Raw genomic sequence first — 20,298 nt, forward strand, 5'->3', positions numbered from 1 at the left:
TACAACAAGAGCAAGACGGAGAATACTCATGGCAGCAATCGACAATACAACCACGGGCAGCGCGCCCAACCGCGGGCTCACCCGGGAGGAGCGCAAGGTCATCTTCGCCTCCTCCCTGGGCACCGTGTTCGAGTGGTACGACTTCTACCTGTACGGCTCCCTCGCGGCGATCATCGCCAAGCACTTCTTCGCCGGTGTCAACGAAACGACGTCCTTCATCTTCGCCCTGCTCGCCTTCGCCGCCGGCTTCGCCGTGCGCCCCTTCGGCGCCATCGTGTTCGGTCGGTTGGGCGACATGATCGGGCGCAAGCATACGTTTCTCATCACCATCGTGATCATGGGTATCTCCACGGCCGTGGTGGGTTTGCTGCCCGGCTATGCGACCATCGGCGTCGCCGCGCCGATCATCCTGATCAGCCTGCGCCTGTTGCAAGGCCTGGCACTGGGGGGTGAGTACGGCGGCGCCGCGACCTACGTGGCCGAACATGCACCCAAGGGCAAACGCGGCTTCTTTACCTCGTGGATCCAGACCACGGCAACCCTCGGCCTGTTTCTTTCACTGCTGGTGATCCTCGCCTGCCGTACCCTCCTGGGCACCGAAGCCTTCGAAGCCTGGGGCTGGCGGATTCCGTTCCTGCTGTCGATCCTGTTGTTGATCGTCTCGGTGTACATCCGCCTGCAGCTCAGCGAGTCGCCGGTTTTCATGAAAATGAAGGCCGAAGGCAAATCCTCCAAGGCACCGTTGACTGAATCCTTCGCCCGCTGGGAAAACCTGAAGATCGTAATCATGGCCCTGCTCGGCGGTACCGCCGGCCAGGCGGTGGTCTGGTACACCGGGCAATTCTATGCACTGTTCTTCCTGCTGCAGACGCTGAAGATCGACCCGCAGACCGCGAACCTGCTGATTGCCGGCTCATTGCTGATCGGCACGCCGTTCTTCGTCATTTTCGGCAGCCTGTCCGACCGCATCGGGCGCAAGGGCATCATCATGGCTGGCTGCATCCTCGCGGCCCTGACTTACTTCCCGATCTTCCATGCGCTGACCCAATACGGTAACCCCGACGTGTTCATTGCGCAGGAGAAGAATCCGGTCACGGTCGTCGCCAATCCCGCCCAGTGCTCGTTCCAGTTCGACCCGGTGGGCAAGGCCAAATTCACCAGTTCCTGTGACCTGGCCAAGACCGTACTGGCCAAAAGGGCCATCCCCTACAAGAACGTGGACGCCGAACCGGGCGCCGTTGCGCAGGTGCGCATTGGCGATAAAGTGATCGAGAGCTTCGAGGGCACCGGCATGCCGGCCGCCGATTTCAAGGCCAGGAACGACGCCTTTACCGCCACCCTCGCCACCGCTCTCAAGGACGCCGGTTACCCAGAGAAGGCCGACCCGGCCAAGACCAACTACCCGATGGTGTTGCTGCTGCTGACGATCCTGGTGATCTACGTGACCATGGTCTACGGGCCGATTGCCGCCTGGCTGGTGGAACTGTTCCCCGCGCGCATCCGCTACACCTCGATGTCGCTGCCCTACCACATCGGCAATGGCTGGTTCGGTGGCTTCCTGCCGACGGTGGCGTTCGCCATGGTGGCGGCCACGGGGGATATCTACTACGGGCTGTGGTATCCGATCGTCATCGCGGTGATGACGGCGGTGCTGGGTATTTTCTTCATGCCGGAAACCAAGGATCGGGAGATTCATCACACCTGAGCAGGGGGAGGTTCTATGTGGGAGCGGGCTTGCTCGCTCCCACATAGAACCTCAGTGTCTGGGCAATTCGATGACGACCTTCAGCCCGCACCACTCGCTTTCCAGCAACGACAGTCTGCCGCCCCAGCTATCGACGATGTCGCGCACGATACCCAGCCCCAAACCATGCCCATGGGTTTGCTCGTCCAGGCGCGTGCCTCGGCCGAACACCTGATCGCGACGCTCTTCGGGAATCCCCGGGCCGTCATCTTCCACGCCGAGTTCAAAGCCCTCTGCAGTCTCGGCCACACTCAGGCGAACCTCGGCATCGGCCCACTTGCAGGCGTTATCCAGCAGGTTGCCCAACAGTTCCAGCAGGTCCTCGCGATCCCAGGGCAATTGCAGGCCGGCGGGTGCGCGGTAGCTCAGTGCCAGGTGGTCGCCATGGATCATGTTCAGCGTGGCCAGCAAGCCGGGGAGCTCGGCATCGCAATCAAACAAGGCGCCCGGCAACGCATCGCCGGACAACCGCGCACGATTGAGTTCCCGATTGAGTCGCTGCTGGACTTGTTCCAGTTGTTCCTTGAGGGTCTTGCGCAATTGTGGGTGCGCGTCGAGTTGCTCGCTTGAAGCCAGGCTCAACAGCACCGCCAGCGGGGTTTTCAAGGCGTGGCCGAGGTTGCCCAGGGCATTGCGTGAGCGCTTGAGGCTGTCCTCGGTATGGGCCAGCAAATGGTTGATCTGCGCCACCAGTGGCTCCAGTTCCACCGGCACCCGATCGTCGAGTTGCGAGCGCTGGCCCTGTTGCAGCTGCGCAATCTGCTCACGGGCCTGCTCCAGCGGACGCAAGGCCCGGCGCACGGTAATCCGTTGCAGCAGCAGAATCAGCAACAGCGCTGTCAAACCTAGGCCAAACCCGAGCTGTTGCATGCGCCGGAAGCTTTCGCGTATCGGCGTGTAATCCTCGGCGACACTGATGGAGATCGGCACCCCCGAACGTCGATAGTCCGTGCGCAGCACCAGTAACTGTTGCCCTTCCGGCCCCAGTTGCAAGTTGCCATGCAGACCGGGTTGATCGAGCACCGGCAGTTCCTGATCCCAAAGGGAACGGGAACGCCAATGGCCATCGGTGAAATCGATGCGGAAATAATGCCCGGAGAATGGCCGCTGATAGGCCGGTGACAGGCGCCGCTCATCCAGCTGCAAACCTTGCGGCCCGCGCACCAGCGCCGCCAGCAGGTTCTCGCTGTCATTGCGCAACCCGGCTTCGAGGTAACGCTGCAACCCCATTTCGAACAACCACAGGCTGGTTTGCGCCAGCACCAGGCCAACGACCACCATCACGCTGATCAGGCCCAGGCTCAAGCGGCGCTGGATCGATCTCACCGGGCTTGCCCGCCGAACAGGTAACCCTGGCCGCGACGGGTTTCAATCACACTTTTGCCGAGTTTGCGGCGCAAGTGGTTGACGTGGACTTCCAGCACATTGGAATCGCGCTCGGTTTCACCGTCGTAGAGGTGTTCGGCAAGGTGGCCTTTGGAGAGGATCTGCTCGGGGTGCAGCATGAAATAACGCAACAGGCGAAACTCCGCGGCGGTCAGCTGAATGTCCGCACCGTCGCGCACAACGCACTGGCGACCTTCGTCCAGATGCAGCCCGGCAGCCTTGAGCGTTGGCTGGTTGACCTGGCCATGGGAGCGGCGCAGCAACGCCTGGATGCGCAAAAACAGCTCTTCGGGATGAAATGGCTTGGTCAGGTAATCGTCGGCGCCGGCCTTGAGGCCTTCGATGCGTTCGGCCCAGGAATCCCGGGCCGTCAGGATCAGCACCGGCGTGACCAGCCCCGCCGCGCGCCATTGCGCCAGCACCTCAAGCCCCGGCACACCGGGCAAACCGAGGTCGAGGATGATCAGGTCATAAGGCTCGGTGCTGCCCTGATGCACAGCATCGCGACCATCGGCCAGCCAGTCCACCGCATAGCCCTGGCGACTGAGGCCGGTCAGCAGTTCGTCGGCCAGGGGCACATGGTCTTCCACCAGGAGCAAACGCATGGATCAGTCTTCCTCGTCTTTCAATAATCGGCCGTCAGTCGCATCGATGTGCAGCTCACGGACCACGCCTTCGGGGGTCAGCAATTCGACATCATAAAGGTAGATGTTGTGCTTCTCTTCGAGTTCGGCTTCCAGCAGTTTTGCGCCGGGGTAGCGATCCATCGCTTGCTGCAGCAGTTGCTCCAGCGGCAGGATCACGCCCTGTTGACGCAGGCGCAGGGCTTCATCCTGATCCAGGTCGCGGGCCATCACTGCCGAGCAAAATGCCAGAAGCAGCAGCGCCATTCTGCGTGCGACACATCGATTGAGTAGAAACACCTTCATTACCAATCCTGATGATCCTTGAGTCACTGCCCGCTGACCGCGTCTAATTCCAGAGCGAAAACCACAATGGTACCAGCGTTGCGTCGGGGGTATAGGCGAGCCACCTTAACCCGCTGAACTTAATTGAAACTGAATTGCCATCATTGCTGACACCACAACCCCGTAGGAGCTGCCGAAGGCTGCGATCCTTTCTCACTTTCACTTGAGTCGCCAGGCAAAAGACCAAAAGATCGCAGCCTTCGGCAGCTCCTACACACTTCGAGAGCGCAATGACCGCCATCCACATCAAGTTCCCGTCCCTGACCCTCAAGGCCGGCCCACGAGCCTTTGCGCGCATCCGGGACAACGGTTTGAACGCCGCCGACGTCGGCACCTTGCCGGGCGCGGCTGGCGGGCCGAAGGCGCTGGGGATTCAGGGTCTGGACCTGGCGCTGTTCGGCGAGTGGCTGCCGGCGGCACTGCGGGAACGCTCGCTGATTGGCGCATCGGTGGGTTCCTGGCGCTTCGCCAGCGCCTGCCTGCCGGACGCCGCCGAGGGTATCCGGCGTCTCGGGCAGCTGTACACAGAGCAACACTTTGCCAAGGGCGTGACCATGGCGCAGATCAGCCAGAGCTCACAGCGCATGCTCAATGACCTGCTCGACGGTCGCGATGCCTCGATCCTCAGTAACAGCCATTACCGCCTGAACATCATGGTGGTCAAAAGCCACGGTTTGCTGGCCGACGATCATCGCGGCCGCCTGGGGTTGGGCCTGTCATCGGTCATCGCCGACAACCTGCGTGGCCGGGCGCGGCTGGCACGACACTTCGAACGCCTGATCATCCACGACCCGCGCCTGGCGCCGCCGGTCGATGCCTTGAATGACTTCCCCTCGCGCTTCGTCGCCCTCAATGCCGGCAATTTGCGCCAGGCCCTGCTGGCCTCGGGCTCGATCCCGATGGTGATGCAAGGCGTGCGCGACCTGCCGGGCGCCGGCGCCGGGACCTTCCGCGACGGTGGTCTGCTGGATTACCACCTGGACCTGCCCTACAGCGGCAACGACATCGTGCTGTACCCGCACTTCACCGACCGGGTGATCCCGGGCTGGTTCGACAAGACCCTGCCGTGGCGCCGCGCCTGCCCGGCTCGCTTGCAGAACGTGCTGTTGCTGGCACCATCGAAGGAATACCTGGCGCGCCTGCCCTACGGCAAACTGCCGGACCGAAACGACTTCAAGCGCTTCATGGGCGATTCCCCGAGCCGGCAGAAATATTGGCGCACGACCATGGACGAAAGTCGCCGCCTGGGGGACGAGTTCCTCGAACTGGCCGCCAACGGTCGCCTCGGCGAGCGCTTGCTGACCCTTTAGTCAGGACAAACTGCTAAACTCGCCGCCTGCCCGAATCGCTGCGGCGAACGCCACCTGAACAGAGCTGAAAACACTGTGGAAATCTTCAAGGAATTTACTTTCGAATCCGCCCATCGCCTGCCCCACGTCCCGGACGGCCACAAGTGCGGGCGCCTGCACGGTCACTCGTTCAAAGTGGCCATCCACCTGAGCGGCGACCTCGACCCGCACACCGGCTGGATCCGTGACTTCTCGGAAATCAAGGCGATCTTCAAGCCGCTGTACGAGCGCCTGGACCACAACTACCTGAACGACATTCCCGGCCTGGAAAACCCGACCAGCGAAGTGTTGGCCAAGTTTATCTGGCAGGAATTGAAGCCTCTGCTGCCGGAACTGAGCGCGATCCGTATCCACGAGACCTGCACCAGCGGTTGCATCTATCGCGGCGAGTAATCTTCAGACAACACTGCTCCCACAAGGGATATGCGTTTCGTCAGTGACATGAAAAACAGCCTTCATCGGCTGTTTTTTTATGCCTATGCTCTTTGCCTCTTCCCCGCCAAGAGGACAAGCCCATGACTGACTGGCCACTGGATCAGGTCTTCGAGTTCAACGGACATCAGGTACGCTACACCATACGCGGCGACGGCCCGCCGCTGGTGTTCGTGCATGGCACGCCGTTTTCTTCTTTCGTGTGGCACCGGATCGCGCCGTATTTCATGGCGACTCACCGCGTCCACTACTTCGATCTGCTGGGCTATGGGCAGTCGGCACAACCCGAGGACGATGTCTCGCTCGGTGTGCAAAACCTGTTGTTGACGCAGTTGCTGGAGCATTGGGACCTGGACTGCCCCGACGTGGTGGCCCATGACTTTGGCGGTGCCACGGCGCTGCGCACGCACCTGCTCAACGACAAGGATTACCGCAGCCTGACGCTGATCGACCCGGTGGCGCTCACACCCTGGGGCTCGCCATTCGTGCAGCATGTGCGCCAGCATGAAGCAGCCTTCAGCGGACTGCCCGATTACATCCAGCGCGCCATCGTGCCGACCTATATACGCGGGGCGATCAAGCGGGAAATTCCCGATACCGAACTCGCCCCCTACGTTCAGCCGTGGCTGGGGGAACCGGGGCAGGCGGCGTTCTACCGGCAGATCGCGCAGATGGACGAGCGCTATACCCGTGAGGCCGAGGGCCTGTACCCGACGATTCGCTGCCCGGTGCAGATTCTCTGGGGTGAAGACGACCAGTGGATTCCCATCGAACGCGGGCAGGCGCTGCATCGGATGATTCCCGGATCGCTGTTTTATCCGATACCCAACGCCGGTCATCTGGTTCAGGAAGATGCGCCCGAGGCGGTCGTCGCCGCTCTTATGGGATTTTTACCCCTGCAACAATCCTCCTGAACAAACCCGCTCCCACATTTTGAACTGGCGGGATTCGCCGCTGGCGAGCTAACGTAAGGGTATCGCCTGAACGATTCGCCAAAAGGATCTGCCCGATGCACATCATCAACGCCCGTCTGCGCAACCAGGAAGGCCTGCATGAGTTGAACCTGGAAAACGGCCTGATCAGCAGCATCGGCCGCCAGATCGAAGCCCCGACCCTGGGCCCTGACGATCTGGACGCCGGTGGCAATCTGGTGGTGCCCCCCTTTGTCGAACCGCACATCCACCTCGACGCCACCCTGACCGCCGGCGAACCGCGCTGGAACATGAGCGGCACGCTGTTCGAAGGCATCGAATGCTGGGGCGAACGCAAGGCCACCATCACCGAAGAAGACACCAAGGCCCGGGCCAAGAAAACCATCCAGGCCCTCGCCGCCCACGGCATCCAGCATGTGCGCACCCACGTCGACGTCACCGACCCGCAACTGACCGCGCTCAAGGCCATGCTCGAAGTGCGCGAGGAAAGCCGGCACCTGGTCGACCTGCAAATCGTCGCCTTTCCCCAGGAAGGCATCGAGTCCTACCGCAATGGTCGCGAACTGATGGAAGAAGCCATCCGCATGGGCGCGGACGTGGTGGGCGGCATTCCGCATTTTGAATACACCCGCGATCAGGGCGTCAGCTCGGTGAAGTTCCTCATGGACCTGGCCGAACGCAGCGGTTGCCTGGTGGACGTGCATTGCGACGAAACCGACGACCCGCACTCACGTTTTCTCGAGGTGCTCGCCGAAGAGGCCCGCAGCCGCGACATGGGTTCGCGGGTCACGGCCAGCCACACCACGGCCATGGGCTCTTACGACAACGCCTACTGCGCCAAACTGTTTCGCTTGCTCGGGCATTCGGGGATCAGCTTTGTCTCCTGCCCCACCGAAAGCATCCACCTGCAAGGTCGCTTCGACAGTTTCCCGAAACGCCGGGGTGTGACCCGGGTCAACGAGTTGCTGGAAGCGGGCATGAACGTGTGCTTCGGCCAGGACTCGATCGTCGATCCGTGGTATCCGCTGGGCAACGGCAACATTCTGCGGGTGCTCGAAGCCGGCCTGCACATCTGTCACATGCTCGGTTATCGCAACCTGCAAAGTGCGCTGGACCTGGTGACGGACAATAGCGCCAAAGCCATGAACCTCGGCGATCGCTATGGCCTGGAGCGCGGGCGGCCGGCGAATCTGCTGATTCTGTCGGCGGAGAGCGATTACGAGGTGATCCGCAGCCAGGGGTTGCCGCTGTACTCGGTGCGCGATGGCAAGGTGTTGATGAAGCGGACGATGCCGGTGGTGGAGTTCAGTGGGCTGAGCTGAGTCTGGTGTTGACCGAGCTGGCCTCTTCGCGAGCAAGCCCGCTCCCACACGGGTTCTTTGTCGTACACAGATGTTGTGTTCACTGAAGATCAACTGTGGGAGCGGGCTTGCTCGCGAAGGCTATTTTGAAGTCAATCAATTAACCGAGCCGTACCAAACAGACTGACCCGACTCAATTCCCCATGCTCCTCTTCCAGCAAGATCGGCGCCGTGCCACCCGGCATCGTCACCTTGACCTCCCCGGCGCTGACCCAACCTGCCCGCCAGGCCGCACAGGCGACCGCGCTGGCACTGGTCCCCGACGACGCCGTCGGCCCCTCGCCCCGCTCGAACACCCGCGCGGCGATGTGCCCCTCAGACACACGCATTGCCCATTGCAGGTTGATTCCCGCCGGACAAGGTTTGCCTGCACCGACCGGCATGGCGTAGGCAATCCGCGTCAGCCCATCACCCAGCGCCGGCTCGCGCATCTGCTCGTTGCTCGGCAGGTCCCCGGCACTTTCCACCAGCGTCACGCAATGGGGATTGCCGACCCGCGCGAACTGGCTGCGCGACCATGCGCTGTTGAGTGCCGACAATGGTTCAACGTGGCTGAGTTCGCGACCGTTGAACATCGCCGTTGCAACCCCGTGAGCACTGACCGCCGACGGCCCGAATCCCGGCTGGCCCAGATCGAGCCAGAACCCCTTCACGCCCTCGACCTCTGCGGTTCTCACTGAAGTCTGCCCCGGCGAAGGCGTATCAGCCTTGTCGTGGTGAACCCTGAGCAGACAGGCTTCGCTCTGCGGCAATAGCCCTTGATCGCTGAGGGCCTGGGAAAAAATCGTCAGCCCGTTGCCGCTGCGCTCGGCCAGGGTACCGTCGGTGTTGACGATCAACAGATCAAAGGGTGGCGACGCCTGAAATGGTCCGACCAGCAAACCGTCGCTGCGATGATCCTTGCTGCCGGGTGGTTGAGTGCCTGGAGCCCAGCTGCAACAAGCCTCGATCGCGGCTAGCGCCCAGGCTTCGAGGGTTTGCGCTGCCTGGCTGGCCTGATCGGGCAGGTCGATACCCTGGCGGCGCAGTTCTTCGGGCGCTACCACGATGTAAATGTTGCCCCGTGCATCGTACCGCTGCGCCATGGCGCCCTCCGTGTGTCGTTGGAATGGTTCAACATATCGCGAAAAACAGCGGCGCTGTGCAACCATGTCGCCCTGTTTGACCGTAAAACTTTCCGGGCACTGATCGAACCCTCCCAGGCCGATCACTGTCCGTTGAGGACGCGACGCTTTTTGCCAAGGATTGTTATGACCAGCCTCAACAGCCAGACCACCTTCGTTCCCGGCCGCCTGGAACAGATGTCCACGCGCATCGGATTTTTCATCGCCGGGGTCGGCATCGCCGCGTGGGCGCCGCTGGTGCCCTATGCCAAGGCCCGGGCCGGACTGGATGAAGGCACTTTGGGATTGTTGCTGCTGTGCCTGGGGGTGGGTTCGATACTGGCGATGCCGTTGGCCGGGATCCTGGCCACACGTTTCGGCTGCCGGCGGGTGACGGCCGGCGGGACCCTGCTGATCTGTGCCGCCCTGCCGCTGCTGGCGACGGTGTCGTCGATTCCGGCGCTGGTCGCCGCATTGTTCATGTTCGGCGCGGGGCTTGGCACCGTGGATTCGACGGTCAACCTGCAAGCGGTGATCGTCGAGCGCGCCAGCGGTAAAAACATGATGTCGGGGTTCCATGGCCTGTTCAGCTTGGGCGGGATTGTCGGTGCGGCGGGTGTCAGCGGGTTGCTTGGCCTGGGAATTTCACCCCTGGGGGCGACGCTGGTGGTGATCATGTTGCTGCTGATCGCGCTGGCCAAGGCCGTGCCGCATCTGCTGCCCTACGGCAGCGAGAGTTCGGGGCCCGCGTTTGCGATGCCCCACGGCATCGTCCTGTTCATCGGCGGCATGTGCTTCATCGTGTTCCTCGCCGAAGGCGCGGCGCTGGACTGGAGTGCGGTGTTCCTGACACAGGAACGTGGCATCGACACGGCGTATGCGGGGCTCGGTTATGCCGCGTTTGCCCTGACCATGACGGCCGGGCGCTTGACCGGTGACAAAATCGTGCGGCGCCTGGGCGCGACGCGGGTGATTGTGTTCGGCGGGCTGACAGCCGCTGCAGGCTTGTTTCTGGCGACGTTCGCACCGAGCTGGGAGGCGGCGCTGGCGGGTTATGCGCTGCTGGGTGCCGGTTGCTCGAACATTGTGCCGGTGCTGTACACCGCGGTCGGCAAACAGACGGTCATGCCCGAAAGCATCGCCGTGCCGGCCATTACCACCCTGGGTTATGCGGGCATCCTGGCAGGCCCCGCCGTCATCGGCTTCGTCGCCCATGGCAGTAGCCTGAGCTTTGCCTTTGCCTTGATGGCGCTGTTGCTGGTGGCGGTGGCCGTTGGCGGGAAAGTGTTGAAGGTCTGAAAAGCTTCCACCGGTAAGCCCCGTACCCAATGTGGGATCGCCGCACCGCCGCTCCCACAGGGTTCTTGGTACACCTCGGTCTATCAGAACCCGACACTGGCCTGCACAAAGAACGTGCGCGGCGCACCGACGTACATGCCCGAGTTGTTGTCGCTGGAACGGGTGAAATACTGCTTGTCGAAGATGTTCTTCACCCCCGCCCCCAGTTTCAGGTTCGACACCTGCGGACCGAAGTCATAGCCGGCACGTGCGTTCCAGAGCACGTAACCCGGGATATCACCGAACTGGCCGTCAGCGGTGCCTTCGGTGATGTAGTTGCCGTTAAAGCTGCCATCGGCGTTCACGCCGGTGCCCGGCGAGCGCTGCTTGGACTGGGCGAACGCATCGAGGTTGTAAGTCCAGCGGTTGACGTCGTAACGCAGGCCGGCGGTGGCCACCTGGCGGGAGTAGAACGGCAGGTCACGGCCCTTGAAGCCCGGGATCTCACCTTCGTAGGTGGCACGGGTATAGGTGAAACCGGCGTTGGCGGTCAAGCCGTCCAGCATCGGGTTCAGCGCGGCCATGTCGTAGTGCACCGAGGCTTCGATCCCCTGGTGCTTGGTCGCGCCGAGGTTGGTCCAGCCCACGTCATTGCTGATGTATTGCAGTTCGTCGTCGAAGTCGATGTAGAACAGCGTCACCTCACCGCCCCACACGTCATCGTTGTAGCGCGTACCGATCTCGTAGGTCTTGGCCTTTTCCGGCTCCAGGCCGTTGGCGGGCTCATCACCGATACCGCCCTGCCCCAGCTGGAAATACTGCAGCGCGCCGAATGAGGTTTCGTAGTTGGCGAACAGTTTCCAGGCATCGGACATGTGATACATCACGCTCAGGGCCGGCAGCGGTTCGTTGCTTTCGATGCTGCGTTTTTTCTCCGGCACCCGCTTACCGGCGTTATCCAGCACCGGGCGGTCGTGCCAGTCGGTGCTGATGTGCTCGAAGCGAATACCCGGGGTGACGGTCCAGTTGCCAACGTCGATTTTGTTGTCGACGTAGACCGAATTGGCCTCGGTGCCACCGGTGCGGTCCTGATAGACATGGCCGTCCGCCCCCGGACGCACCACTGGCTGGTTGTCGACCAGCGCCACTCGGCTGGCCTCTTCGTGCATGGCCTCTTTCAGGTAGCGATAACCGACACTGACTTCCTGGGTGGTCGGGCCCACATCAAACACATGGGACACCCGTGGTTCGATACCGTAGGTGTAGTAGCTGCGCGGATAGGAGTTGAGTGTGTTCAGGTCCCGCGAGGCAATGGTGCTGCCACGAAAGCTGTCGGTGTAATAGGTCAGCACTTCGGCCTGGGTGCGATCGTCGATCTGCCGCGCCCACTTGAACGACACATCCTTGCGCCGGCCGCTGAAGCTGTCGTAGTCGCGTACCGACTGGAACGGGTCGGCGTCGTACTGCGCCTGGTTCAGGCCGCCGGGCATGTCGGCCTTGGCATCGTAGTAGTGGAAGTTGAGGCTGAAATCGTCGACATCGGTCGGCGCCCAATGGGTCTTGAGGATCACGTCGTCGATGTCGTTGCCGTTGTTGCTTTCACGGTAACCGTTGCCGTTCACCCCGGAGTACAACAACGCCACGCCCATGCCGTTGTCGGCGGTACCACCCATGAACGCGGTGTCGATGTGCTTCCAGCCACCGTGCCGGGAAGTTTCCAGGGTGGTGCCGATTTCCGCCGAGGCTTGCTCCGGGATCGCGCGGGTCACGAAGTTGATCACGCCACCGACGTTTTGCGGCCCGTAGCGTACGGAACCGGCACCGCGCACCACGTCGATGCTGTCGAGGTTGCCGGAGGAAATCGGCGCCATGGACAGTTGCGGCTGGCCATAAGGCGCGAACGCCGCCGGGATGCCGTCGATCAGCACGGTGGAGCGTGGCGACAGGCGCGAAGTCAGGCCGCGCACGCCGACGTTCAGGGAAATGTCGCTGCCACCGGTACCGTTGGCGTCCTGCACTTGCACGCCAGGAACGCGCTTCAACACCTCGCCGACGTTCATCGCCCCCTGCTCGACCATCGCTTCGCGGCGCACCACGGTGCGTGCGCCGGGGTGGTTCTGCACCACGGCGGCATCGGCGTCGCCGAGCCAGTCGCCGACCACCTTGATGTCAGTCACGCCCAGTTCCAGTGGGCCGTTGGCCGCCGAAGCGGGCGCCGGCATCAAGGTCACCGAACCTTCATCGATCTGGTATTGCAGGCCGCTGCCTTGCAGCAACTGGCGCAACGCGTCTTCCGGGGAAAGGTTGCCATCCACCGCCGGGGCCTGCTTGCCGGCAACCAGTTCAGGGCTGAAGAACACCTGAAGCGAGGTTTGCTGGCCCAACTGACTCAGGGCTTGTCCCAGAGGTTGCGCCGGGATGCGGATGCCGTCGGCGGCAAAGGCCTGGGGCAGCGCAATATTGACCGCGAGCGCAAGGGCCAGCGGCAACCAGGGGAGTTTGTTGTTTTTAGCGGTGGAGATTTTCACGTCGAACGTAATCCTGTGGATCGCAAGAGTGTGCGTTTGTTAATGCAAACCAGTTGCAGTTGAACAGGAAGACGATGAACTCGAAAAAAACCTGAATTTTATTTTGAAATTATTTCCTGGCTGCCATCGCCAAGGGTGCGCACGGCCACCGGCAGGATGCTCGGCAAGGCCTTGAGCAGCGCATCGGTGTTGTCGGATTTGAACACGCTGGTCAGGCGCAGATCGCCCACCGCTGCGCTGGCGACCTTGAGCGGCTTCTCGCGATAGCGCGAGACCTGCTCGGCGACATCGGCGAGGCTGGCGTTGTTGAACACCAGTTTGCCGCTGCGCCACGCGGTCATTTCCGTCGGGTTGACGGCATAAGCGGCGGCAACTCTGCCCTGGGCATCGACGTGGGTGCCAAGGCCCGCCGTCAGATTGATGAAATCGTTATCGCCCGCGTCGTGCCCTTGAACCTTGACGGTGCCCTGCTCCACCACCACCCGGGTTTCGCGGGCGCCATGGCGCACGTCGAAGCGGGTGCCGGTGACCGTGACCTTGCCGCTGCCCGCCGCGACAACAAAGGGTCGGCTGGTGTCATGCTCGACGCTGAACATCGCTTCGCCTGCAGTCAATTCGACGTTGCGGCGATCCTTTTCAAAGCGCACCTGGATCCGGCTGCGGCTGTCCAGGTCGACCACCGAGCCGTCCGGCAACGCCACATGGCGGCGCTCATTCAGGGCTGTTGAAAACTCGGCGGTGTAAGGCACCGGATAATTCAGGCCGCTGAACAAGCCCAGGCCGAGCGCCACGGCCAGCACGCTGGCGGCCACCGCATAGCGCAGCACCGGACGAGGTTTTTTCAGCACCGGCGGAGTTTCACACAGGGCCTGCAAACGCGCGGCCGGCACCAGGTCGGCGGCACTCCACAAGCCCTGGAGCACTTCGAATTCGTTGCGGTGCTGGGGGTGTTGGTCCAGCCAGAGCTCAAACCGGTGCCGCACTTCGACATCCACAACAGGCTCCTGCAAACGCACAAACCACTGCGCCGCGTCATCGCGAACCGCTGTCTGCCCGCACGCACAATCACGAGTATCCATCATGGAAGTTCCTGTTTGGCTGGGGAGGAGAATTCACGCCGCATCCTGGTGTAGGAGCTGCCGCAGGCTGCGATCTTTTGGCTGCTTTGAGACCGCTGAAGATCAAAAGATCGCAGCCTTCGGCAGCTCCTACGCAAGCCACCACACATCATGATTGCAGTCCTTCAAGGCGATCACGCAGGTGCCGAAGCGTGCGGATCATATACTTTTCCACCATGTTCCTGGACAGCCCCAGGCGTTCGGCGATTTCTGCCTGGGTCAGGCCCTCGATTTTCTGCCAGACAAACACCTTGCGGCAGTTGACCGGCAACTCGGTGAGCGCCTGCTCGATGGAATCAGCCAGCTGGATCGCATGCATGAAATGCTCCGGGTCGCCGGTCGGCGACTCACTGAGATCAATCGCCTCCGACTCCATGGCGCCCCGCCGGTCCTCACGCCGATAACCATCCACGGCAATATTGCGCGCGGTCTGGTGCAAATACGCCCGGGGCTGTTGCACCACCGCCGAATCGGACTCAAGCACCCGCACGAAGGTGTCGTGGGCCAGGTCCTCGGCCTGCTGACGATTCCTCAGGCGACGGGTCCAGGTGCCAACCAACTCTTCGTAATGCTCGAAAAAGCCGTGTCTGCGGGGCAGCTTGAGGGTCATTGCGGCGTGCTGTGGAGACGGGGCGTGAATAGTAATGCTTCCTATTAACTCGAAGCAATGCTTTGCGGCTCCGCAGCCAGGCACTTTGTCCCCTTGCCATTGTGCATTTCGTCAGGAAAGCTGGATCCCGGCACGCAACCAAAGAAATCTGGCAGGCATTCAAAAGCAGCCATTGACGGGTTGTAACAGAGTGCAGGAGTGCCCGTACCCGGCTTTTCCCCAGGAATTCACCCATGTTCAGCCCCAAAGCGTCGCCCAAAAGAACACCGCTTGCCCGTCTGGCCCTGGCCATCACCCTGAGCACCCTCGGTTTGCCTTTCTGGGCGAACCCTGCCCAGGCCCACGGCGGTCAAGCCGAAATGGTGCCGCTGCAAGCGGGCCTTGAGGAGTTTGGCGCCACGGTGAAATGGGACGATTACGCCAATCTGTTCACCATTGCCAAGGACGGGGTCTACCTCAGGGTCAAGCCCGACAGCAAAGTGGCGATGCTCAACGGCAAGCGTATCGAGCTGACGGTGCCGGTGGTGTTCAAGGACCATACGGCGTTCATGTCCAAGGACTTTATCAACCAGGTGTTCCAGTCCGGGCTGGACAAGACCTTCGTCGTCGAGACCCGCCCCAACCCGCTCAATCCCCTGAGTGCAGCCGAAATCAACACGGCCGTGGACATCGTCAGGAAATCGGAAAACTACAAGCCCGGTTTCCGCTTCACCGAAGTCTCGGTCAAGGAGCCGCCGAAGGATCAGGTGTGGAACTTCGTCTTCACCGGGCAGAACGTCGCCCAGGCGCGTGAGGCCTCAATCGTGGTGCTCGACGGCAAGCACGTGATCGAAGCCCTGGTCGACCTCGACAAGAAAGAACTCAAATCCTGGAAACCGATCGAGGGCGCCCACGGCATGGTGCTGCTGGACGATTTCGCAACGGTGCAAACCGCCGTCGAGACCAGCCCGGAATACGCCCAGGCCCTGGCCAAGCGCGGCATCGACGACGTGAAAAAGGTCGTGGCCACGCCGTTGACCGTCGGCTACTTCGACGGCAAGGACGGCCTGGCGCAGGACAAGCGCCTGCTGAAAATCGTCAGCTACCTCAACACCGGTGACGGCAACTACTGGGCGCACCCGATCGAGGGCCTGGTGGCGATTGTCGACCTGGAACAGAAAAAGCTGATCAAGATCGAAGACGAAGCGCTCATTCCGGTGCCGATGAAACCCACGCCTTATGACGGGCGCGGACGCCAGGGCGTGGCAGTCAAACCGCTGGAAATCATCGAGCCCGAGGGCAAGAACTACACCATCAGCGGCAACAGCATTCACTGGCAGAACTGGGACTTCCACGTTCGCCTCGATTCGCGGGTCGGCCCTATCCTGTCCACCGTCACCTACGACGACAAGGGCAAGAAGCGCAAAATCATGTACGAAGGTTCGCTGGGCGGCATGATCGTGCCTTACGGCGACCCGGACGTCGGCTGGTACTTCAAGGCCTACCTCGACTCCGGCGACTACGGCATGGGCACCCTGACGTCACCGATTGCCCGTGGCAAAGACGCCCCGCAAAACGCCGTGCTGCTGGACGCGACCATCGCCGACTACACCGGCGCACCGACCGCGATCCCGCGCGCCATGGCGGTGTTCGAGCGCTACGCCGGCCCCGAATACAAACACCAGGAAATGGGCCAGCCCAACCTCAGCACCGAGCGCCGTGAACTGGTGGTGCGCTGGATCAGCACCGTGGGCAACTACGACTACATCTTCGACTGGGTGTTCCAGCAGAACGGCACTATCGGCATCGACGCCGGCGCCACCGGCATCGAAGCGGTCAAGGGCGTGAAGTCCAAAAGCATGCACGAAGACACCGCCAGGGAAGACACGCGCTACGGTACCCTGCTGGACCACAACATCGTCGGCACCACGCACCAGCACATCTACAACTTCCGCCTCGACATGGACGTGGACGGCGAGCAAAACTCACTGGTGGAAGTGAACCCGGTCGTGTTGCCGAACGACCGTGGCGGCCCGCGCACCAGCACCATGCAGACCGAAACCAAAGTCGTCACAACCGAGCAACAGGCGGCGCAGAAATTCGATCCGTCGACCGTGCGCCTGCTGACCAACTTCAGCAAGGAGAACAAGGTCGGCAACCCGGTTTCCTATCAGTTGATTCCCTATGCCGGCGGCACCCACCCGGTGGCCAAGGGCGCCAACTTCGGCCAGGACGAATGGCTCTACCACCGCCTCAGCTTCATGGACAAGCAGCTGTGGGTGACGCAATACAACCCCGAGGAAAAGTACCCGGAAGGCAAGTACCCGAACCGCTCGGACAAGGACTCGGGCCTGGGGCAGTTCACCCAGGACAACCACTCCATCGAGAACACCGACGATGTGGTCTGGCTGACCACCGGCACCACCCACATCGCCCGCGCCGAGGAATGGCCGATCATGCCGACCGAGTGGGTGCATGTGCTGCTCAAACCGTGGAACTTCTTCGATGAAACGCCGACGTTGAACCTCAGCTCGCCGAAGTAAACACAAAAAGATCGCAGCCTTCGGCAGCTCCTACAGGATCGGGTTTACACACCATCAATGTAGGAGCTGCCGAAGGCTGCGATCTTTTAAACTTCAACCATGCCGCTTGCGATACTCCCCCGGCGCAATGCCGAAGCGCGACTTGAACGCGGTGGAAAAGTAGCTCGAATCAGAAAACCCCCACGAATACCCCAGCACCGACAACTTCTCCTCCTTGCCTGACCGGCGCAGGGATTCGGCGCACAAATCCAGGCGTCGGTTCTTGATGTAGCGCGCCACCACCAATCCTTTCTTGGCAAACATCCGGTACAGGCCACGGGTGGACATGCCGACTTCCCGCGCCAGCCATTCCGGGCACAGGTCTTCGGAGCGAATATTTTCGTCGATGCAGGTCAGCGTCTTGCGGAAGATCCGCTCATGGGAGTCGCTGCTGTCGTCGGCCTGGCTGATCGCCGGGCGCAGCAGGCTGACAATCGCTTCCAGGGTCGCTTCGCTTTCCTGGCGGGTCAGGTGCTGCTGGCGGGTGGCATCAAGGATCAGCCGGTGCGAGAGCATTGCAATGGGCGATGTGGCGGCGATCCGGTGGCCGCACTTGACCTGATTGAAGCGCAGGGTTTGCTCGACCAGTTGATACGGCAGGATCAGCGACAACTGCCGGGAGTTTTCGCCGTAGGTGAAGTCGCTGGGCCGCGCGGCATCGATCAGCGTGATGTCGCCGGGGGACAGCAAGACCTTGTCGTCGCCCTGGGCCATGCCCGCTGTGCCTTCGAGCTGGAACACCGCAAAATACTTGCCGCCCTCGCCCGCCGCGACCTCCTGGGGCGTACGGTACAAACGCGCCTGGCACGCGTCGACGAAACTGAGCTTGAGCGCATCGCTCTGGTATTCGCGGATGCGCCCGGCAAATTCGCTGCCCAGGGGTTGTGCGTTGAAGGCGCCACAGATCTGGTTGATCTGATGGATCCACTGGTCGAACCCATCATGGCGCTGTGCTGTTGTAGAAATCATGTCAGGCCTCACGCAGGCTTATTTTTATTGTCTACGTCAATCCACACGACATCGGATGCTTCGAGTCTCCTGAACCGCACCATTCCCTGAACAATGACGTGCTATTTCAGTCCGCCAAAACGCCGATAGAAGCTTTCACCCACATCCGGCAACGGGCCGTCGGCCGTTTCCAGCGCGGCGTTCAGCCATTCTTCGGCCTTGGCATAGATCAAACGGTAAATGTTGCGGCACAACTGGCGGGCGGCGCGGCCTTCCCAATCGCCGGGCAGCAACTCATCCGGCAGTTGCGGGTCGCGCAGCAGCAGCTTGCGGTACTCGTGAATCAACAGCACCCGCGCCAGGAAACAGTCGGCCGGTTGCAGGTTTTCCTGCTCGCGCAGGGCTTGCCATAGCGGTCGGAACAGCTGGATGAACTCGCTGTAGTGCGCCGCCAACTCCTCGATGTTCCAGCTCTCGCGCACTTGCAGGCGCAGGGCCTTGGAGGCCAGTACGTCCTGGGCGGTGGTTTCGAAGACGATGGTGTCTTCCTGGACGCCGAGGTCGAGCAGGGTCGCGTTGACGTCGGAACGGTCGCTGCGCGGACAGGCCAGTACCACCGGCGATATCGCGCCGAAGCCCTGCCACTCCAGCTCCTCGCGCACCTGTTTGCGTTTGTCCTGGGTCAGCTGCGAGAGCATCACCAGGCACCAGGAACCATCCCAGGCCGGCATCGTGGTGCTGTAGACCCGCTTGAAGGCCTTGTCGAAACGGCGGCGACCGGTGCCGGTCAGGCTGTAGTAACTGCGACGACCGACTTTCTCGGCGGTCAGCCAGCCTTCCTTGGTCAGGCGGAAAATAGAGGTACGGATCAGCCGCTCGTTGATGCCGATGGGCTCGAGCAACTGAATCAGGCTGCCCAGCCACACAGTGCCGCCATGGGGTTCGATGGCATCCCCGTACAACGTGATGATCAAGGAGCTGGCGCGGATCGGCGTCTGCTCCTGGAAGCGGGTAATCAGATGGTTCAAGGGAGTCAGGGACGACATGGGCGTTCCGTGGGAAAAAAGAAAAGGAATATACCGAAACTCCGTAGGAGCTGCCGAAGGCTGCGATCTTTTGATTTTGTTTTTTGAAAGATCAAGATCAAAAGATCGCAGCCTTCGGCAGCTCCTACAGGGGTGGTGTTCATGAGGTACTGTCCTTTGGCCGCAACCCACTGTCACTGATCCGCGGGCGATCAGGCTCCGGTTCGCTCAGCGGTTCGCAGACCTGCATCTGCGTCAGGCAACGCTGGGCCAGTTGCTGATATTCCCGGGTGCCGGCCTGTTTCCATGCCACTTCCTGATCGCTGAGGCTGCGCTTGATGCTGGCCGGTGCGCCCATGACCAGCGACTGCTCCGGGCATTCGAAACCGGCCTTGACGAACGCCGCCGCCGAAACGAATGAACGCGGGCCGATCCGGGCGTTGTCCATCACCACCGCATTCATGCCCACCAGCGCATCGGCGCCGATCCGGCAACCGTGCAGCACCGCGCCGTGGCCGATGTGGCCGTTGCGTTCGACCACGGTGTCGCTGTCGGGAAAACCGTGCATCACGCAAGTGTCCTGCAGGTTGGCGCCCTCCTCCAGCACGATCCGCCCGAAGTCACCGCGCAGACTGGCCAGCGGACCGACATAGCAATGGGGGCCGATGATCACGTCACCGATCAATACGGCGGACGGGTGCACATAAGCGCTCGGATCAACCACCGGAGTCAGGCCATCAAGGCTGTAGCAGGTCATGGAAGCTTCCTTCACAAAGCGATGCAAATAATGACTCATCTTGTATCACATCACTTTTAACAGCACAAAGACTAAAAACCGTATCACTTGAAACGCACCTTTCCGACGAATACCCGTGCGCCCCTAAAATCGCCATAAAACCCAATGTTTTCGAGGTAAAACCCGCTATCCACCACCTTTAAGCAGAAAGCCTTAAAA

Annotated in this window: 17 protein-coding genes; 7 read left to right on the forward strand and 10 right to left on the reverse strand. The window is 61.7% G+C overall.

All coding sequences use genetic code 11. The features are described from left to right. Nucleotides 1-28: 28 nt before the first annotated feature. Nucleotides 29-1,705: an MFS transporter gene (locus tag ACM6G4_RS00630; RefSeq protein WP_056722507.1), complete on the forward strand. Its 1,677-nt coding sequence runs from the start codon at nucleotides 29-31 to the stop codon at nucleotides 1,703-1,705. Nucleotides 1,706-1,756: 51 nt separating this feature from the next. Here the strand turns inward: ACM6G4_RS00630 and ACM6G4_RS00635 are convergent, their stop codons facing one another. The 3 genes from ACM6G4_RS00635 to ACM6G4_RS00645 are packed head-to-tail and all read right to left on the reverse strand — an operon-like array spanning nucleotide 1,757 to nucleotide 4,059. After that, nucleotides 1,757-3,070 carry a sensor histidine kinase gene (locus ACM6G4_RS00635; protein WP_056722509.1) on the reverse strand — a complete coding sequence of 438 codons (1,314 nt, stop codon included), beginning with the start codon at nucleotides 3,068-3,070 and terminating at the stop codon, nucleotides 1,757-1,759. Next, on the reverse strand, nucleotides 3,067-3,735 hold the full coding sequence (locus ACM6G4_RS00640; RefSeq protein ID WP_414912785.1) for a response regulator transcription factor: 669 nt from the start codon (nucleotides 3,733-3,735) through the stop codon (nucleotides 3,067-3,069). The genes ACM6G4_RS00635 and ACM6G4_RS00640 overlap by 4 nt, the downstream gene beginning before the upstream one ends. A gap of 3 nt (nucleotides 3,736-3,738) precedes the next feature. After that, nucleotides 3,739-4,059, reverse strand: a complete 321-nt coding sequence (locus ACM6G4_RS00645; RefSeq protein WP_056722513.1) for a PepSY domain-containing protein — start codon at nucleotides 4,057-4,059, stop codon at nucleotides 3,739-3,741. A gap of 269 nt (nucleotides 4,060-4,328) precedes the next feature. On the opposite strand from ACM6G4_RS00645, the gene ACM6G4_RS00650 reads away from it, so the two are divergent. The 4 genes from ACM6G4_RS00650 to codA all read left to right on the forward strand — a co-directional run bounded on the left by ACM6G4_RS00650 (nucleotide 4,329) and on the right by codA (nucleotide 8,133). Then, nucleotides 4,329-5,408 carry a patatin-like phospholipase family protein gene (locus tag ACM6G4_RS00650; protein ID WP_414912786.1) on the forward strand — a complete coding sequence of 360 codons (1,080 nt, stop codon included), beginning with the start codon at nucleotides 4,329-4,331 and terminating at the stop codon, nucleotides 5,406-5,408. Nucleotides 5,409-5,483: 75 nt separating this feature from the next. Next, nucleotides 5,484-5,840, forward strand: a complete 357-nt coding sequence (gene queD, locus ACM6G4_RS00655; protein ID WP_046042818.1) for a 6-carboxytetrahydropterin synthase QueD — start codon at nucleotides 5,484-5,486, stop codon at nucleotides 5,838-5,840. 122 nt (nucleotides 5,841-5,962) lie between these two features. Continuing rightward, complete coding sequence (locus tag ACM6G4_RS00660; protein ID WP_414912787.1) at nucleotides 5,963-6,793, forward strand: alpha/beta fold hydrolase; 831 nt, start codon at nucleotides 5,963-5,965, stop codon at nucleotides 6,791-6,793. Between the two features lie 95 nt (nucleotides 6,794-6,888). Beyond that, nucleotides 6,889-8,133, forward strand: coding sequence for a cytosine deaminase (gene codA, locus ACM6G4_RS00665; RefSeq protein WP_056722519.1), 1,245 nt, complete (start codon nucleotides 6,889-6,891; stop codon nucleotides 8,131-8,133). A 131-nt stretch (nucleotides 8,134-8,264) separates the two neighbouring features. Here the strand turns inward: codA and ACM6G4_RS00670 are convergent, their stop codons facing one another. Beyond that, nucleotides 8,265-9,257, reverse strand: coding sequence for a diaminopimelate epimerase (locus ACM6G4_RS00670; RefSeq protein WP_414912788.1), 993 nt, complete (start codon nucleotides 9,255-9,257; stop codon nucleotides 8,265-8,267). 165 nt (nucleotides 9,258-9,422) lie between these two features. On the opposite strand from ACM6G4_RS00670, the gene ACM6G4_RS00675 reads away from it, so the two are divergent. Continuing rightward, the gene (locus ACM6G4_RS00675; RefSeq protein ID WP_414912789.1) at nucleotides 9,423-10,574 is read left to right on the forward strand and encodes an MFS transporter; all 1,152 of its coding nucleotides are present in this window, start codon (nucleotides 9,423-9,425) and stop codon (nucleotides 10,572-10,574) included. Between the two features lie 83 nt (nucleotides 10,575-10,657). Here ACM6G4_RS00675 and ACM6G4_RS00680 read toward each other — a convergent pair whose 3' ends face one another. From ACM6G4_RS00680 to ACM6G4_RS00690, 3 genes are all read right to left on the reverse strand, one after another. After that, on the reverse strand, nucleotides 10,658-13,081 hold the full coding sequence (locus ACM6G4_RS00680) for a TonB-dependent siderophore receptor (protein WP_414912790.1): 2,424 nt from the start codon (nucleotides 13,079-13,081) through the stop codon (nucleotides 10,658-10,660). A 98-nt stretch (nucleotides 13,082-13,179) separates the two neighbouring features. Continuing rightward, nucleotides 13,180-14,163: a FecR family protein gene (locus tag ACM6G4_RS00685; protein ID WP_414912791.1), complete on the reverse strand. Its 984-nt coding sequence runs from the start codon at nucleotides 14,161-14,163 to the stop codon at nucleotides 13,180-13,182. A 145-nt stretch (nucleotides 14,164-14,308) separates the two neighbouring features. Continuing rightward, complete coding sequence (locus ACM6G4_RS00690; RefSeq protein ID WP_056722530.1) at nucleotides 14,309-14,809, reverse strand: sigma-70 family RNA polymerase sigma factor; 501 nt, start codon at nucleotides 14,807-14,809, stop codon at nucleotides 14,309-14,311. Between the two features lie 233 nt (nucleotides 14,810-15,042). Between ACM6G4_RS00690 and tynA the strand changes: the two genes are divergently transcribed. Beyond that, a complete protein-coding gene (tynA, locus tag ACM6G4_RS00695; RefSeq protein WP_414912792.1) occupies nucleotides 15,043-17,331 on the forward strand; it encodes a primary-amine oxidase in 2,289 nt (762 codons plus the stop codon). 93 nt (nucleotides 17,332-17,424) lie between these two features. Here the strand turns inward: tynA and feaR are convergent, their stop codons facing one another. The 3 genes from feaR to paaY all read right to left on the reverse strand — a co-directional run bounded on the left by feaR (nucleotide 17,425) and on the right by paaY (nucleotide 20,100). Next, complete coding sequence (gene feaR, locus ACM6G4_RS00700; protein WP_414912793.1) at nucleotides 17,425-18,339, reverse strand: transcriptional regulator FeaR; 915 nt, start codon at nucleotides 18,337-18,339, stop codon at nucleotides 17,425-17,427. A gap of 101 nt (nucleotides 18,340-18,440) precedes the next feature. After that, entirely contained in the window at nucleotides 18,441-19,364 is a 924-nt protein-coding gene (paaX, locus tag ACM6G4_RS00705; RefSeq protein WP_008003007.1) for a phenylacetic acid degradation operon negative regulatory protein PaaX, read from the reverse strand. Nucleotides 19,365-19,503: 139 nt separating this feature from the next. Further along, nucleotides 19,504-20,100, reverse strand: coding sequence for a phenylacetic acid degradation protein PaaY (paaY, locus tag ACM6G4_RS00710; protein WP_414912794.1), 597 nt, complete (start codon nucleotides 20,098-20,100; stop codon nucleotides 19,504-19,506). Between the last annotated feature and the right edge of the window lie 198 nt (nucleotides 20,101-20,298).

The sequence above is a fragment of the Pseudomonas sp. IT-P258 genome (genome assembly GCF_949767825.1).
GTDB lineage: Bacteria > Pseudomonadota > Gammaproteobacteria > Pseudomonadales > Pseudomonadaceae > Aquipseudomonas > Aquipseudomonas monachiensis.